Consider the following 15,829-nt stretch of genomic DNA (forward strand, 5'->3'; position numbering starts at 1 on the left):
TTTTTTTTGTATGAAGTTTGAAATCAAAGTGTTAGTGATTTTCCTTGAATTCAAATCTTTTTTGAAGTTTAAATTTCTGTATCATATAAAATATCATTGTCAGCTTTAACTGTATACTTTATTACGCTCGCATAGCTTTTGTAATTTTCAGCCGATGTATGTTGGTAACAGGGAAAATTGAAATGAAGATACTGATGATAAAAACCAGGATCATCTGATTGTAAAATAAGGATGATTTCATGGAGAAAAACATATAAGGCTCCATTCCGTATTGGGCATAAGCCTCTGCCATTTCGCCTGTAAGCGGGAGAGGGTTGTTGTAAAAATAGAAGCAGAAAATATAACTGATAACCAGACCAATTGAGCAGCCGATAAGTCCAATCATTATCGTTTCCATAAATACAACAATCGCGAGCTTTCCTTTTTTCATTCCCACGGCATGAATAACACCAAATTCCCGTTTGCGTTCTTTTACCATCATCATTACTACGCTAAACATGCCAAAGGCAATTACCACATATAAAATTCCAAGCATGATAATACCTCCGCCGCGGTCGCTCTGGATAAGTTGAACCAGTTCCGGTTGCATTTCACTCCATGTCATTACTGTATTTTCACGGGGAAGTATCTGGCTTATTCCTTTTTTAATGTGGTTTACTTTGTAGTGGTTATTTGTCATCACGACAAGCGAACTGGAAACTCCGCTGGCAGAATAAAATTCCCTGGCTTCATTAATATCCATGTAAACCATTCTTTTGTTAAAATCGGGATTGGGGTGTTTCATTATTCCAATAATTTCGAACAGTCCGTTAGCGCTTATTCCGTGATATCCCTGACTGATCATAACAAGAGTGTCGCCCACGTTAAGATTTAAATATCCGGCCAGGCCTTCAGCTACCACAACACCTTTATCGCCGGATTTAAGAAACCGTCCTCTTTTTATTTTCTGCGATATTTTTGTGATCTGATCTTCTGCTTCGGGTTCAATGCCCATAACCATGGCTGGTTTACTGTGTAAATGGTCAGCCGCCAGGGCAAAAGATTCCAGCCGATCGGATACAAGGGTTACGTCTTTTATCTTTTTAATTTTCGATTTTAAATCATCGGAGGCTTTGAAGCCATTATCAATGGTGCGTTCTTCCCAAAATGCCGTGTCTTGCACCTGGAGGTAGCCACTGTAAAATTTAACCGAATTGTCTATCATACTGTCATAGGAGCCCTCTTGCATAGAACGCATCCACGAAGCCAGCAATACACTGAAAACGATGGACGAAATTGCAATAATCGTCCGTCGGCGGTTTCTCCACAGATTTCTCCAGGCCAGTTTTATGTTTGTTTTCATATTTACTGTTTTTTATTTCAGTTTAATTGCGACTGAAAACTACGACTACCGAATACTATCGGATCCTTCTCATGTTTTGCTGAGAAAAAAAAGATTCTTTTAAATTCACATTAAAATTAATGTCCTTGAAGATCAGTATGGTTTTGTTGCCTTCTTCATCCGCCGGAATCATTTCCAAATGAGTAGGCATTCTGCGATCATCCATTTGTTTTATTTCAGAAAGGATTTCAGTATTTACAAGATAGTTGTCTTCATCGTAATATTCTGCCTTTAGCCAGTGATACTCTTCTTTCGAAATCCACATGATTATTTTTCCCCAAACAACAGGAGCGTCATCATATGGAATAAGTTCAACTTTAAAGCATTCATAACTGTCAATGGTTTCTTCTCCCACTAATTTTTGCTCATAATCTTTTACGAGAGACGATTCCCGTACAAGATCGTCATTGGTAAAATCAGACCCCATCCACGACTGCATCATCATTGAAGGTGGGATTTTGATCATTCGCTCGATGCTGGGTACCCAATTCCACATTTCATTGTGGCGTTTAAGAAAAACCTGACCTTTTTCTTTGGCAGGAGCTGTGATATAAATCATTGAGAATTCATTTCCAAGTGTCCAGTTTTTCATCGTAACTTCACGCGACCACGTGGGCCGCTGTATAATCATTGTCATTTCTCCGGTACTGGAAGTTCCGCGAAATTTTTCGTCAGCTTGTTTTACAATTTCTTTGATATTTATATCCTGGGCATTTGAAACAAAAGTTCCGATTAGAAGAAATAGAAGAAGTAGTATTGATTTCATAATATAACTATTAGTTGTTTATGATTTTAAAACATGCATTTATTACTTTCTCTTCCATAATATCCATTGGAAATACATCCGGGGCTGCGACAAAATATAAGAATGCGCCTTCAATCATTGCACTTATTGCCATCAAATCTCCTTCCGGATCGTTACTTCCCTGGGATTTTATAAAATTGTACATCATCAGAAATACGGGTTCGCCTTTTATTTTGTATTCTTTTGAAAAGGTTTCAGCAACATGTGGCTGAACTAAAAGTGAAAAGAAAAGTTTCCAATGTTGCAGGTTTTCGCGAACCAGCGAGAAACTATGTCTTATAAAATGAATAAACTCCTCTTTGGTTACAATACCATCTTTGTTTAAATCCAGGCTGTCGAAAATGGTGTTGAAACCATGTTGGATTAATTCGTCGAGTATCTCTTTTTTGCTCTCGAAGTAATTGTATGTAAGTCCTTTTGAAATACCAGCCTTTTTTGCAATTTGACTTATGGATGTAGCGTGGAACCCTTTTTCTGCAAAGAGTTCCAACGCTGTTTCCATAATGAGCTCTGTTTTCTGTTTTCTGATATCATTAAATTGTTTAGCACTTCGAGGAGACATGTTTTTATGTTTTTATTTATTTTTTTTGACTGAACGGTTGGTCAAAAATAAAAAAGGGTTTTGAATAACACAAGAGCTGATGTGTTAAATTAAAGTTAAGGATGACCGATTGGTCATTTTAAGCAAAATAAAAAAGTGAAACGCTTTAGGGGTAAATTTTTTCTCAGTTGTCTGTTTAATATAACTGTGAATTTTTTTCATAAATTGATAAGTGTTTGGTTTAGTTACGACAAGAAGAAAGGGCAACTTTAGCGGTTGCCCTTTTTATTTTCAGATATCGTTTTTCTTTATTTTTATACATTCAGCTGGCTCTCTGCCTCTGCTGTAACTCTTACACTTGTCGTTCCACCTTTTGATAAAGTAACGTCGACAGGAGTATTTGTTTTCCAGGCGCCATTAGTGAAATCAGGTACTTCGATAGAATTGGATTTATTTGCTACTGACCATTCGCTTAACGGAGCAATAACACTCCAAAGTGCTGCATCATATACATCCTGATCGAGTGGAATACCATTTCGTAAACAATCAATTAACCGCCAATCCATCATAAAATCCATTCCGCCATGTCCACCTACTTTTTTGGCCATATCGCCAACCAATTTTACAATTTTAGGGGTATATTTTTCTTCGAGAACTTTCATTTCATCTTCTCCAAACCAACTGTGTCCTTTTGCAATTTTTCCCGGAGTTGGATATTTTCGCGCCATTCCTTCTGTGCCGCTTACCAGGTGAATTCGTGAATAAACACGCGGACTTGTTACATCATGCTGTATCATTATGGTTTTTCCCTTGTTTGTCCGAACCATAGTAGTATTCATATTTCCCCGGTAATTATCGGTTTTGAATTCATTCCAGAAATCATCCTTTGCCGCCAGTTCCTCTGCTCTTTTTGCCATCTGAAAATCGAAACTCGACATAGAAGTCAGATAATCCATTTTGTCACCACGATTTACATTCAGTACCTGACAAACCGGCCCCAACCCATGTGTGGGATAGAGGTTTCCGTTTCTCCCCTGATTTTCCCGCAGTCTCCACATGTCAGAATATCCGTCTTTGCTAAGATTACTGTCAATTAAGGTATGAATGTACGCACCTTCAGTATGTATAATCTCTCCGAAAAACCCCTGGCGGGCCATATTAAGAGTGAGTAGCTCAAAGAAATCGTAACAACAATTTTCAAGCATCATACAATGTTTTTTTGTGCGTTCAGATGTTTCAACCAGTTGCCATGCTTGATCTACTGTAACAGCCGCAGGAACTTCGGTTGCCGCATGTTTGTCATTTTCCATAGCATAAACAGCCATTGGTGTATGTAAACTCCATGGAGTGCAAATGTAGATTAAATCAATATCCGGGCTTTCGCACATCTCTTTCCATGCGTCTTCGCTTCCGCCATATTCTTTCGCTTTAGGGAGACTATGCTTTTCAAGAATTTTCTGCCCTTTTGCTACTCTGCTGATATCCTTATCACAAAGACCAACAATTTGAACGCCCTCAATATTCGATATTCTTTCCACCGCGCCCGGGCCACGGTTTCCCAGGCCAATAAATCCGACCCGAACGGTTTCAATTTTTGGTGCGGCGTAGCCACTCATATTGAACACCGAAGGATGTGAGGCCAATGCCGACTCTTTTATTCCGGCCAGATTTGACTCGGCCTGCTGCGAAGAGGCGGTTTGTGTGCACGACGAAAAACCACCTGAAATTACACCTGCCCCGGCAACTCCCGCAATCTGAAAAAATTTTCTTCTATTTGTTTTCATTATCTATTTGGTTTAAGTTTTGAATTTATTTCAAAAGTTTGTGCAATGAAATTAAAAAGTTTTAAAAATAAAAATAATAAAAGTCAATTTCAATTGATTTTATAAGTTTATTATTCCACATGATAATTTTTTTTATATTAGTTTGATAAAATTAAACTAATGTTTAACCAGGATATTTTTATAATCAACCCGACTTATCCCTTGTCTTTTCTAAAACTAAATTAAACCAATTCATATGAAAAAGTATTCTTTTTTATTGATTTTTGTTGTTGCTTTCTGTAATGTTTTTGCGCAGGAAGAGGTTACAAAAAGTGGCTGGAATTTTGGAGCTTTGCCTACAATAACTTTTGACACCGATCTTGGATTCCAGTACGGAGCACTGGTGAATTTATATGATTATGGTGATGGAAGCCGGTATCCAAATTACAATCATTCTTTATATTTCGAGGTGTCCCGGTATACCAAAGGAAGTGGAATTAACCGGTTTTATTATGATTCAGATAAGTTGATAAAGGGGCTGCAAACATCGGTTGATATTAGTTTTTTGTCTGATCAGGCCTACGATTTTTATGGTTTTAACGGATACGATGCAGTCGTTAATTCCGATTGGTTTGACGATGAAAGTGATGCGTACAAAACCCGGATGTTTTATAAATACGATCGGAAAATGTTCCGGTTTAAAGTAGATTTACAAGGCCGGTTTTCCGGGGAAAATTTGCGATGGGCAGCCGGTGTTAATTTATTAAATTTTAAAGTCGGATCGGTAAATATTGACAAACTCAATAAGGGGAAAAGTGATGCTGATAAGTTGCCTTCAGTGGAGGAGGAACCTGGTTTGTATGAAAAATATCAGCAATGGGAAGTCATTTCGGAAGAAGAAGCTGACGGTGGATTTGTTCCGACTTTTAAGGCCGGTTTGGTATACGACACCCGCGACAACAAACCAAATCCAATGAAAGGAATCTGGACGGAAGCTGTAGTTGTCGGCTCTCCTGAGTTTCTGGGTGGCGAAAGTTCATTTGCAAAACTGAGTTTGACACATCGGCAGTATTTTACCATAGTTCCCAAAGATTTATCACTGGTTTATCGTTTGGCCTATCAAACTACAATTGCAGGCGACGTGCCTTTTTATTACCAAACCCAGGTTATTACCTCAGTATTGAAAGGCGCTGCTTCAGAAGGATTGGGTGGTGCAAAAACCTTACGTGGAATTCGCAGAAACAGAGTTGTGGGTGATGGCTTTTTTTACGGTAACGTTGAAGCCCGCTGGAAATTTGCCCGCTTTCAGTTTATAAATAACAATTTTTATCTGGGTTTAAATGGTTTTATGGATTTTGGTCGTGTTACCGATAAGATTGATATAAATAAAGAAGGTGTGGTTACTGAGCTTGCATTATGGCCAGGTTATGAAAGCACGAATGACTATTTCGACTCGGACTCGGAAAGTATGCACATCTCATATGGTGCCGGATTGCGTGTGGTAATGAACCAGAACTTTATTGTTGCGCTTGATTACGGAATGGCAGCCGATGACCGCGATGGAGATTCAGGGATTTATATCGGGCTGAATTATTTGTTTTAATAATGTATTTTATGGTTTTTACTTGCTGACTTTTAATAAACTAAATACCAAATTATGAAAAGAAGACTATGCCCGCTGGCGATTATATTATTGATTTTTTCGCTGGTAAGTTGTAATCCAACTGCGAAACAGGATGCAGAAATTGTTCAGGGTCTTTCAAAAGATACTCTTGAATCCGCTCTCAATGCCGTTAAGGAATATGTTGATGAAGGGAAACTGGCTGGCGTTTCAGTCATGGTCATAAAAAACGGAGAAACAGTACTTTCGGAACAATATGGCTACGCCGATTTGTCAAGCAAAAAAGCCATTGATGATCAGACAATATTCAGAGCTTTTTCGATGACAAAACCCGTTACCGCTGCTGCGTTAATGACTTTGTACGATGAAGGAAAATTTCAATTGGATGATAAAGTCTCTGATTATATTCCTGAGTTTGGAAATACACAAGTGTATAATTCCGAGACCAAAACATTGGAGCCACAGGAAAAACCAATGACAATCAGGAATATACTTACTCATACTTCGGGCCTGACTTATGGTTGGGATATGAACTCGTATGTAGACTCACTATACCGGGTTAACGGAGCAAGCGGATGGGACGGAGTGTTAGCTGACAAAATGAAAGAGCTCGCCAAAATTCCTCTGAAGTATCAGCCGGGAACAAAATGGGAATATGGGCTGTCGATTGACCTTGTTGGATATTTAGTGGAAGTGCTGTCCGGAACACCGCTGGACGAATATTTCAAAACAAAAATATATGAGCCGCTAAAGATGGATGATTCAGGTTTTTATGTGCCTGAAGAAAAGCACGACCGTTTTACCCGAATTTATTCGTTAGATGAAAATGGTAAACTGGTAAGTCCGCAGAATCCGATGCAGGACAATTTTAAAAAACCGGCTACACTCTTTTCGGGTGGTGGTGGTTCGCTTACTACGGTTGAAGATTATTCGCGTTTTGCTCAAATGTTGTTGAACGGTGGCGAGTTGGATGGTGTAAGAATTTTGAAAGAATCAACTGTAAAAATGATGATGTCAAATCAATTACCCGAAGGCGTAAGCTACGAGGAAACCGGAGGCTACGGACTGGGAGGATCATTTAACCCGGAAAGCAGTCAGTACGGATGGAGCGGCGCTGCATCCACTTTTTTTACTGTCGACACGAAAAACGATATGGCTGTGCTGGCGTTTACCCAGTTTATGCCTTTTGATATTGGTTATGCACTCGAATTCAACAAAATTGTGCATGAGGCAATAGTTAAATAGCCACAAGGTATTTTTGCTGAAAACTAAAACAACCTGTTACTCTCGTAGCAGGTTTTTTTATAAAAATTCGATCTCAACGACAAAAACTTCGATCACAACGAAAAAAAAAGGAAGTGTTTGAATGTCGCCATACATTTGAATCAGAATTTTAAATCAAAAAAAATGAAAACACGGAATTTGTTGATTGTATTTTTTATAGCAGTTTTTTTATCCAGCTGTGTGGTTTATTCCTTTTATCCGTTGTATAATAAGGAAGATTTGTTTGCAAACGACATTTTAACCGGTAAATGGACGGACGACGAAGGAACACTCTGGGATTTTGAACATGCCTATTTTGGGAAAAAAGTACCCGAAAATATCGACAGTACTTCTTATACTTTGTTTTTGAAAGATAAAGATGAAAGAGAATCGGAATTTAGTGTCCATATTGTAAAACTGGGTGGACATTATTTCCTCGATTTTTACATGGAGGAATATTTTGATGATGATAACCTGGATTTGGCTTCTTTTCATATTATACCGGTTCACACTTTTGCAAAGCTTATTGTCGGGGAAAATAAGCTTACGATTAACTGGTTCGATCAGGAGTGGATGAAAAATTTAATTGAGGAAAATAAAATTAGAATTCATCATGAGGATAACGATGATTTTATTTTGCTTACTGCCAAACCTGATGAATTGCAGAAATTTGTTACAAAATATGTAAATTCGGAAGAAGCTTTTAAAGATGGTCTGGAAGCAGTTCTTACAAGGCAATGAAATGACATTTAGTTTTAAGAATATTTTTAATCAGTTCATCAGAAACAGGATATTGCAACATATCCTGTTTTGGGCTTTGTCGTTTTTAATTCTGGTAAATATTCTGAAGGTTTCTGCGGAAATCAAAAGAATTGATCTTATATACACATTTGTTTTTCATCTGCCCGTTTTTCTGATTGTTTACTTGAATTTAAAAGTTCTTTTTCCTTATTTTCTTGAAAGAGGAAAATATTTTTTGTTTGTGGTTTTAGCTTTGGCTGTTATAGCCGTTGGCGCTGGTTTTTATCTTATTCTTTTTAACCATTGGATTGACTATGTTTTCAGAGGATATTATTTTATAGCGTATTACAGTTTTTGGGATATTTCGCTGTATTATTTAATTTACATTTTTTTAACCAGTCTGCTCCGGCTTGCCCGCGGATGGTTTAAACTTCAGGAAATAGAGAACGAAAGAGCCGAAACGGAATTGAAAGCCTTACGTTCGCAAATAAATCCACATTTTTTGTTTAATTCTTTAAACAGCATTTACAGTCTTTCTCGTAAAAACTCGCCTGCAGTTCCCGATAAAATAGTACAGCTGAGCGATTTAATGCGGCATATTATTTATGAATCGGATGCCGATTTTATTCCCCTTGAAAAGGAAATTGAAATGGTGCGGAATTATATTGAATTGCAAAATCTGCGGACAGTTAAGTTGGAAAAAATAAACTTGGAAATAAAAGGTGATATTCAAAATAAAAAAATAGCACCCCTTGTTTTTCTTCCATTTGTGGAGAACAGTTTTAAACACGGACTAAAAAGTGGTGCCGAAAATGCATACGTTAATATTTGTGTTCGAATTCGGGAAACTGATATCGTTTTTGAAATCGAAAATACAAAAGGAGATTCACCAGCTTTAACTGATTCAAAATACAAAGGAATTGGTATTCAGAATGTGAAAAAGAGATTGGAGCTTCTTTATCCCAACGTACATAAACTCGAAATAACAGAGGACGAAAAAAAGTTCAAAGTATTTTTACAAATTTATTTGAATTAATATGCAGTTAAGATGTTTGATAGTTGATGACGAACCGCTTTCGCAGGATGTAATAGAAGAATTTGTGGAAGCATGTCCGGAACTGGTACTGGCCGGTATTTGCGACAATGCGCTTGAGGCCGGCAAAAAGCTGACTGAAGAAAAAATAGACCTTCTTTTTCTGGATATTAATATGCCCAAACTATCAGGCATTGGTTTTGTGAAAAGTTTGAAAGAACCTCCGCTGTTTGTTTTTGTAACTGCTTATCCGGAGTATGCGGTTGAAGGATTTGAAGTTGATGCGGTTGACTACTTGTTAAAGCCGGTTTCCTTTGAACGTTTCAGGGCGTCAGTAAATCGTATTTTGGAGAGGATTTCAGCAAAAAATGAAAATAAAAACGACCATGGACATATAATGCTGCGCGCTGATAAAAAGAATTACAGAGTTGATTTTAATGAAATTTTATTTCTTGAAGCTCAGGGAGATTATGTGAAATTTGTTACTACAAAGGATTCTTTGATGGTTCATGGAACAATGAAAGAATTTATTTTGCAATTACCTGTTGAGAAATTTGAGAGAATTCATAAATCTTATGTCATATCACTCTCAAAAGTTGTCTATCTGGAAGGAAACCAGGTAAAAGTTGGAGATTATAAAATTCCGGTGAGTATTAACTTCAGGGAACAGCTTATTCAAAAATTAAGCTAAACCAGGATTTTTCAATGTAATATGGTCGCAATAAATATTCCAAGATAGTTTCCAAAAGCATAACCCAGAATTCCAATGGTAAGCCCTGAAATAATAACATTCTTATTTTTCAATGCGCCTGCAACCGCCGGAACGAAAGGTGGTGAGTAAGTAAGAGCAGTTATGGCAATAATGGTTGTATCTGCGTCTACCTTAAAAATTCGTGAAAGAACGACATGAATTGCCATTGAACCAAACACAACCAATAGTACAAACAAAAATAACTGTAAAAATTCAATCTGGAACATGTTACTTAGATTCGCCATTGACGAAACGACCAACGAAAAAACAATAATCAAATACATTCCAAACTGGAAACTGTTTGAAATTCGGTTAATCCGTTTTATCAGCGAGGCTCCTAATCCCAAAGTGGTAATTGCTAAAATTGCTACCATTGTGGAACTCGATTTGGGAACAAGCAAACTCAGCCCTCCGCCGACGGCAAAGATCAAAATAGTTAACCCCAATGATTTGAGTAAGTCTGGTACTGATTTTTTTTTGAATAAATTATCAAAATTATCCATATCGTTCGTTTCGTCAGCCAGATGAAAAACATTTTCGCCTTTTTTAACCAGTCCAAATCTTGGGAGGAAAGTATGAAAAAGTTGTTGTGCCATGGTCATTAAAAAAAGCAAAGCAACAGAGCCGATAATCAAATCGTAGGTGTGGGTAAGAATAAAAGTATTGGGACTAACATCAAGTGCGGTCCCTATCGCAGCAAGGTTTGGTGTTCCTCCTGTATAAACACCAATTAACATTCCAGCTACTTTCCACGACTCATCAATGTTTTCTGCAAACAAGTAATAGCCAGAAAAAACAGAGACTATCAAAGACACCATTGCCAGAATCAGAGATAAAACAGCACCTTTGGCCAACTTTATCCATTTTCTTAAATCGAGCGAAAACAGCAACAGTGGAATCGCCAGCGGAATAATTATAGTCATTAAGATATCCTGTACATTTGCAATTTGGTTTACCAGAATATCGGATTCTACAATTTTTCCTGAATTTAACAAGTTGGTAAATTCTTCTTTGGGCATTACTGTTCTCGTGCCAAGTAGCTGATGGAAGTTGCTACTTGCCGAAGGAAATATTCCGATGTTGCCAATTAAAAGCCCCAGAGCATAAGCTAAAACAACAGAACCAATTCGGTTTAGTGTGTTTGAAACTTTACATAAATAAATAAGAAGGACCGGAGCGGTAAAATAGAAAAGAATCAGAAAAAGTACAACCAGCATATTTTTTCAGGTTTATTTTGAGCAACAAACATAAGAAAAATGTATTTAATTTTTATTGCCGTTAAGATGGAACTCCGATGATAGAAAGAGAAAACAAAAAAGGCACAGATCATATAACCTGTGCCTTTGAATGAATAATTATTTTGATTCCTAAAATTTAAATCCAAATGTAAACAACAACCGGTTTTTTACGGTGTTAAATTCTGCCATTGCAGGATCGGCATAATTACTTGTTACAGGTGCCGGGTAAAGCATATCGTAGGCCAGCATGTCGTAGTAACGGTAAGCCATATCAAAATAAAATCCTCCGTTTCGGTAACCCAAACCGGCAGAATAGATATTTAACTTGGAGTCTGCGTTGGGTTGGCTTGCACCAAAAGCCTCATCGTTATACGCTGATGGATATAGCTCGTAGCCTGCACGCAGACTAAAAGCGTTGGTCAACCGGTATTCACCACCTAATCTTAAGTTACCCACTGCCCGATATGCTTCTGTTATTTCCTGATTTTCGCTAACAAAATCATAACCGTCGCCACCTCTGCGTAAGCTTGCACTTCCGTAATCAACATATTCATAATCGATACTTAACAAACCTTGTTTTGCTACAACAAAAGCAGCACTTAACGTTGCCCGAAGTGGAGTTTCCAAATCGTAGTCGTATTCTTTAATATAATCAGGAAGAGCTGTGTAGTTTTCTGTTGAGCCATCATCATAGGTAATAGATGAGCTCATTTTGGTATCGAAAACATCATGGAGGTTATAAAATGTTGGTGTGTGTACAGATGCTCCCAGACGAATTTCATTGGTTGGTCTAAAAATAACACCCAGTTTTACATTGTATCCGTTTCCTGTTGTCCGTAATTTATTGTCAAATTGCAATTCATTAAAGTAGTTGATGTCGTTATTGTCATCCCACTCAATTAATGTAGAGTTTTCTTTATAATAAATGTCAGTAATGCCAACAGAGGCGCCGAGATAAAACTTGTGATTAAAATTTAAACCGACAGCAAGAGTATATTCATCAATCGATCCCTGGCGGGTAATACTTTTTTGCTGGCTCTGTCCATAGCCGCCCTCTTCGAGATCATGCCAGTAAACTCCATCGTCATCCTGCAAAAGGAGATCTGTATTCCATGCTAATTCTTCATAATAATCGCTCCAGTTTCCCTGATTGGCATTCGAGGCTATGTTATCGAGTAAAGAACTTTGTGCATTGTGTCCAAGAGCAATGGCATTACTATTAAAATCTTTTAAACGATTATAACCAATTCCTACATTTACACTAATAATTCCTGATTCACTCCGGTTGCTGGTTGGAATAGCAGTTACATAACTAATATTATTAAAAGAAAATTTAAATTTTTCATCGCTCATTGATGTTCCCAAATAACTTGTTTCAACCGAAGTTTGCCCAAATGTTGGTGTTAATGCCAGTTCTCCGGATCGGTAAACTCCGAGTCCGGCCGGGTTAATACTGACAGAGGTGAAATCACCTCCCAACGCACCAAATGCATTCCCCATGCCACCCGAACGGGCTGTTCCCTGCACCTGAAAATTAGAATAGCGTAGTGCGTCTGCTAAATCCTGAGCTCCTCCAAAAAAAGGCACAAGAATAGCAATAGCTAATATTGATAGGTATTTTTTCATGGCAAAAATGAATTTTGTTTGTATTAATTTACTGGTCATTATTTGTTATCTTCTACCTGAACCTGAAGATCGTGAGCCACCACTTGAACTTCTTGAACCGCTGGAGCTGCTTCCTGAACTTCGGGATACTCCCGAGCTTCTTGAAACACCGGATGATGAACTCCTCGAACCTACCGAAGACGATGAGCGACTTGGGCTACTGCTTCTGTAGGTACTTCCCGATTTGGTTGTAGACGGTGCACGATAAGTACGTGTTGAACTGCTTGAACTCCTGTTATAAGTAGAACTTGACCTGTATGATTTGTTGTAGCTCGAAGTTGTTTTCGGACTTACATATCTTGAACTACCTGAAGAAGACCTTGAACTTTGTGAGACAACCCTTGGTCTTGTATAATTCGAACTTGATGGTCTTGTATAAGTGGTAGTTCTACTTGTGGCGGAACTACCGGGTCTGGTATAACTTTGAGTTGATGTACGCGTATTTGTGTTTCTGGTTGTAGCAACATTTCCTGAAGTGTTAGTATTTGATGTTGCTCTTCTTCTTTCCGTTAAAACACTGTTTGAACCCGACTTGGTATCAGAAATCATACTTCTTCTTGTGTTCGAAGTCGTATTTGCGTCTCTCACTCCGGAGCTTGAAGTACCCCTTCTCGAGTCTGTAACCACTCCGTTTGAACTTGCGCTTTTATTTCTTGCAGTAACCGAGGAATTTCTACGATTGTCATTATTTCCGTAAACTACATTTGTACCTGTAGACCTTCTTTGTCCGTAATTAACATTTCTGCCGGCATAATATCCTCCGCCATAGTAGTTGTTATAATACCCTCCGTAATATCCACCATGTCCGTAATAATAAGGATATCCCCATCCATAATAAGCGTAAGGTCTGTTCCAGTAACCGGAGTAGTAAGGATACCCCCATCCCCAACTGTAATAGGGTGAGTACCATCCTCCCCATCCCCATGACATTGAAAAAGAGGGATAATACCATGAAGAATAATAATATGGGTCGTAATACCAGCTATCCCAATAGAAGGGATCATAAAAAAATGGATTATGAAAACGACGAATACGATAGGCATAATCAAGTTCCTCACCATCGTAATAATTGTTTATCACGTATTTAACTTCGTCGTCGTTGTAATACATCGTAGTGTCACTCTCATACATTTCCATCTGGTCCATATTATACGAAAGCGCATCTGCATCTTCTTCAGTTCCATCAAAAATGTAATTGTTCATTGTATTTGAACCATTTTCATTTTCTTCAATCTGACTAATTATCATCCTGTCGGCTGATTTTGTTTGGGCGGGTGTTTCCTCAACTACCGATTCTTCCACTACAATTGGTGGAGGAACATCTCCCGGGTTGAAATAAATGTCATCCGAATAACTACTCGTGACATAGGACCCGGTAGAACATGCACCGAATATGAGTGCAATTCCCAGCAATATCATCAATTTTGATTTCATAACTTGTCCTCCCTGTTTATTTAATGTCAATAATATTTACTTTATTTGTAAGCTCAAAATATCACTAGTTAAAAAGCAAAATCTGTACCAAATTAGTAAAAATGGCGAGAGAATTAACACCACGTAAAGAAAATTATTCACAGTGGTATCAGGATTTAGTAATTAAAGCTGATTTAGCTGAAAATTCAGCAGTAAGAGGTTGTATGGTTATAAAACCCTATGGTTATGCAATTTGGGAGAAAATGCAGGCCGAATTGGACCGCATGTTTAAAGAAACCGGGCATGTAAATGCTTATTTCCCGTTGTTTATCCCAAAATCATTTTTTAGCAAAGAGGCAGACCATGTTGAGGGATTTGCCAAAGAATGCGCGGTTGTAACCCATTATCGTTTGAAAAATGACGAGGAAAACGGTGGTGTTGTGGTTGACCCGGAGGCAAAACTGGAAGAAGAGTTGATTGTTCGCCCGACTTCGGAAACGATTATTTGGAATACTTATAAGAATTGGATTCAATCTTATCGTGATTTACCTATTCTTGTTAATCAGTGGGCTAATGTTGTGCGTTGGGAAATGCGTACCCGTTTGTTTTTGCGTACTGCTGAGTTTCTTTGGCAGGAAGGACACACTGCTCATGCGACAAAGCAGGAAGCGATTGAAGAGACTGAAAAGATAATAAATGTATATGCCAATTTCGCCGAAAATTATATGGCGGTTCCGGTAATTAAAGGTTTGAAATCAGAAAACGAGCGTTTTGCAGGGGCGATTGAAACCTATTCAATTGAAGCTTTGATGCAGGATGGAAAAGCATTACAGTCAGGGACTTCTCACTTTCTTGGGCAAAATTTTGCTAAAGCTTTCGATGTGAAATTTGCAAGTAAAGAAGGAAAAGAAGAATATGTTTGGGCAACGTCGTGGGGAGTTTCAACACGTTTGATGGGCGCACTTATTATGGCCCATTCCGACGACAATGGTTTAGTACTTCCTCCAAAACTTGCACCTTATCAGGTGGTAATTGTTCCGATATACAAAAAAGCCGAACAGTTGGCAATTATTTCTGAAAAAGTGGATGAAATAGTGAAAAAACTCAGGGCGAAAGGAATTTCTGTGAAATTTGATGATAACGACAATAAAAAGCCAGGTTGGAAATTTGCGGAATATGAACTAAAAGGTGTACCTGTTCGCCTGGCAATGGGGCCTCGTGATTTGGAAAACGGAACCGTTGAAGTTGCACGAAGGGATACATTGGAAAAAAGTGTGGTTGAGATTGACGGAATTGAAAATGTTGTGGAAAATCTTTTGGAAGAAATTCAAAAAGGTATTTTTAAGAAAGCATTTGATTTCAGAGCTGCCAGTACTACCAGTGTGGATACGTGGGATGATTTTAAAGAGGTTCTGAAAAATAAAGGTGGTTTTATTTTGGCACACTGGGATGGAACATCCGAAACTGAAGATGCGATTAAGGCAGAAACCAAAGCAACCATACGTTGTTTGCCGCTTGAGTTTGAAGAGGAAGAAGGTGTTTGTGTTTATTCAGGAAAACCTTCGAAAAGAAGAGTCCTTTTTGCTTTAGCTTATTAATCAAAAATATATTTAC

General features: G+C 38.0%; 13 protein-coding genes. 6 read left to right on the plus strand and 7 right to left on the minus strand.

Features of this window, described 5'->3' with window-relative positions; all coding sequences use genetic code 11:
• Positions 1 to 121 precede the first annotated feature (121 nt).
• The 4 genes from GM418_RS24135 to GM418_RS24150 all read right to left on the minus strand — a co-directional run bounded on the left by GM418_RS24135 (position 122) and on the right by GM418_RS24150 (position 4,511).
• Entirely contained in the window at positions 122 to 1,342 is a 1,221-nt protein-coding gene (locus GM418_RS24135; RefSeq protein WP_158869758.1) for an ABC transporter permease, read from the minus strand.
• 55 nt (positions 1,343 to 1,397) lie between these two features.
• Positions 1,398 to 2,147, minus strand: a complete 750-nt coding sequence (locus tag GM418_RS24140) for an outer membrane lipoprotein-sorting protein (RefSeq protein ID WP_158869759.1) — start codon at positions 2,145 to 2,147, stop codon at positions 1,398 to 1,400.
• Between the two features lie 10 nt (positions 2,148 to 2,157).
• Positions 2,158 to 2,748, minus strand: coding sequence for a TetR/AcrR family transcriptional regulator (locus GM418_RS24145; protein ID WP_158869760.1), 591 nt, complete (start codon positions 2,746 to 2,748; stop codon positions 2,158 to 2,160).
• 293 nt (positions 2,749 to 3,041) lie between these two features.
• Positions 3,042 to 4,511, minus strand: a complete 1,470-nt coding sequence (locus tag GM418_RS24150; protein ID WP_158869761.1) for a Gfo/Idh/MocA family protein — start codon at positions 4,509 to 4,511, stop codon at positions 3,042 to 3,044.
• 235 nt (positions 4,512 to 4,746) lie between these two features.
• Between GM418_RS24150 and omp85 the strand changes: the two genes are divergently transcribed.
• From omp85 to GM418_RS24175, 5 genes are all read left to right on the plus strand, one after another.
• Entirely contained in the window at positions 4,747 to 6,093 is a 1,347-nt protein-coding gene (gene omp85, locus GM418_RS24155; protein ID WP_158869762.1) for an Omp85 family outer membrane protein, read from the plus strand.
• Positions 6,094 to 6,147: 54 nt separating this feature from the next.
• Complete coding sequence (locus GM418_RS24160) at positions 6,148 to 7,356, plus strand: serine hydrolase domain-containing protein (protein WP_158869763.1); 1,209 nt, start codon at positions 6,148 to 6,150, stop codon at positions 7,354 to 7,356.
• Positions 7,357 to 7,518: 162 nt separating this feature from the next.
• Entirely contained in the window at positions 7,519 to 8,115 is a 597-nt protein-coding gene (locus GM418_RS24165; RefSeq protein ID WP_158869764.1) for a hypothetical protein, read from the plus strand.
• Positions 8,084 to 9,151: a sensor histidine kinase gene (locus tag GM418_RS24170; RefSeq protein WP_158869765.1), complete on the plus strand. Its 1,068-nt coding sequence runs from the start codon at positions 8,084 to 8,086 to the stop codon at positions 9,149 to 9,151. The genes GM418_RS24165 and GM418_RS24170 overlap by 32 nt, the downstream gene beginning before the upstream one ends.
• A gap of 1 nt (position 9,152) precedes the next feature.
• Positions 9,153 to 9,839: a LytR/AlgR family response regulator transcription factor gene (locus tag GM418_RS24175; protein ID WP_158869766.1), complete on the plus strand. Its 687-nt coding sequence runs from the start codon at positions 9,153 to 9,155 to the stop codon at positions 9,837 to 9,839.
• Positions 9,840 to 9,850: 11 nt separating this feature from the next.
• Here the strand turns inward: GM418_RS24175 and GM418_RS24180 are convergent, their stop codons facing one another.
• From GM418_RS24180 to GM418_RS24190, 3 genes are all read right to left on the minus strand, one after another.
• Positions 9,851 to 11,116, minus strand: a complete 1,266-nt coding sequence (locus GM418_RS24180) for a DUF819 family protein (RefSeq protein WP_158869767.1) — start codon at positions 11,114 to 11,116, stop codon at positions 9,851 to 9,853.
• 150 nt (positions 11,117 to 11,266) lie between these two features.
• Positions 11,267 to 12,763 (minus strand): OmpP1/FadL family transporter, encoded by a 1,497-nt coding sequence (locus GM418_RS24185; RefSeq protein WP_158869768.1) that lies wholly within the window; start codon positions 12,761 to 12,763, stop codon positions 11,267 to 11,269.
• 45 nt (positions 12,764 to 12,808) lie between these two features.
• Positions 12,809 to 14,236, minus strand: coding sequence for a hypothetical protein (locus GM418_RS24190; RefSeq protein ID WP_158869769.1), 1,428 nt, complete (start codon positions 14,234 to 14,236; stop codon positions 12,809 to 12,811).
• A gap of 101 nt (positions 14,237 to 14,337) precedes the next feature.
• Here GM418_RS24190 and proS point away from each other — a divergent pair, with 101 nt between their 5' ends.
• Positions 14,338 to 15,813, plus strand: coding sequence for a proline--tRNA ligase (gene proS / locus GM418_RS24195; protein WP_158869770.1), 1,476 nt, complete (start codon positions 14,338 to 14,340; stop codon positions 15,811 to 15,813).
• The last annotated feature ends 16 nt before the right edge of the window (positions 15,814 to 15,829 follow it).

The sequence above is a fragment of the Maribellus comscasis genome, assembly GCF_009762775.1.
GTDB classification, from domain to species: domain Bacteria; phylum Bacteroidota; class Bacteroidia; order Bacteroidales; family Prolixibacteraceae; genus Draconibacterium; species Draconibacterium comscasis.